Source organism: Arthrobacter sp. B0427-1-12, from assembly GCF_059092905.1.
Map to the genome: position 1 here is coordinate 1 of NZ_JBNHIC010000151.1, position 1,320 is coordinate 1,320.

Sequence of the window (1,320 nt, forward strand, 5' to 3'; positions counted from 1 at the left end):
GCACCAGCCCGCGCATAGCCCTCCGGCCCAGGGCCCGCGGGCCGGCGCGACACAAGAGAACCCAGACCCGGCCCGGCACGGCCTGAGACGCCGGGGCCGCCGACAGGCGCGTACCGCATCAACAAATCCGCGGCTCCACCCCGAGCCGCAGGTTTCATATGCGCTGTTATCGGCGTTCTCATCCAAGGAGCAAAGTTCATCGGCAAGGTCTCCTTCAGCGGGGCGGAGTTCGTCGGCGGCGAGGTCGACTTCGGTGGGGCAGAGTTCGCCGGCGGCGGGGTCTCCTTCGACGGGGCAAAGTTCAGCGGCGGCGAAGTCTCCTTCGACGGGGCAAAGTTCAGTGGCGGCGCAGTTTCCTTCCTCGAGGCAGAATTCAGTGGCGGCGAAGTCTCCTTCACCGAGGCAGAGTTCACCGGGGCCGGGGTCAACTTCACCACAGCAGAGTTCTCCGGCGGTTCGGTCGCCTTCACCGGGGCAATGTTCTCCGGTGGTTCGGTCACCTTCGATCGGACAACCTTCTCTGGTGGCGACGTCACCTTCCATGGGATACACAATGGGATACACAGTGGTGGCGATTCACCTGTTCTCTTGTTTGATGAACCGCGCAGCTGGACCCATCCGCCCAAGATGCCGTGGGAGGATGGCCCGAATCCTCCCTCATGGGTTAGGCCTGTGGTATGGCCCCAGGGCTTGGCCATGAGGCCCGCTATATGAGGGAATCGCGTCCGTAGCGCGTAGGTGGCTGCACCGGTGCACTAAAGACGAATTCTCTGAGGCGGCGGTTCCTCGAAAGTCAAAAATGGTCCATTACTAAGTGATGCTGGAGAGGGCCTGGGGTTCCATCCTCTGAACTCTAAGTAGGAGGTCAGAAGCCACGTGCGGAATCAAAATCGGTCAAAACCATGCGATGCAGGTTTTTGACAGGCCGGGAAGCGTTACGACGCGCGGGCCGGAGCCGGGCAATATGGACAGGATGGAGCCAGGGCGGTGAAGCCGGAATTTTCCGGGCTTCGCCGCCCTGGGGTCCTATGTACTGCGTGCTCTAGACCTGGCTTGCGGCCATGCCCATGAAGCTGATGAAAAAGATGATGCCCAGGACCAGGCCGATGTAACCGATGATGAGACCTGCGATGGCCAATCCGCGCCCGCCTTCTCCGGTGCGCTTGATCTGGTTGAGGGCGATGTGTCCCAGAATGATGCCGAGCAGGCTGATGAAGAAGGACGAGACGAGCGAGGCAATCGCCAGGCCGTTCGTTCTGTTTGGCTGTGCCGGTGGATACATTTCCGGTCCGGCATTGCTTTGCGGATAGTTGCTGCTGG

The 1,320-nt window shown here is 61.3% G+C and carries 2 protein-coding genes; one reads left to right on the plus strand and one right to left on the minus strand.

Going from position 1 to position 1,320, the window contains the following annotated elements; all coding sequences use genetic code 11:
• The first annotated feature begins 180 nt into the window (after window positions 1-180).
• The gene (locus AC5RWU_RS24265) at window positions 181-714 is read left to right on the plus strand and encodes a pentapeptide repeat-containing protein (protein WP_493986726.1); all 534 of its coding nucleotides are present in this window, start codon (window positions 181-183) and stop codon (window positions 712-714) included.
• A gap of 328 nt (window positions 715-1,042) precedes the next feature.
• Here AC5RWU_RS24265 and AC5RWU_RS24270 read toward each other — a convergent pair.
• Window positions 1,043-1,320 (minus strand): DUF4190 domain-containing protein (locus AC5RWU_RS24270; RefSeq protein WP_493986725.1); only part of this gene is annotated, 278 nt, incomplete at its 5' end.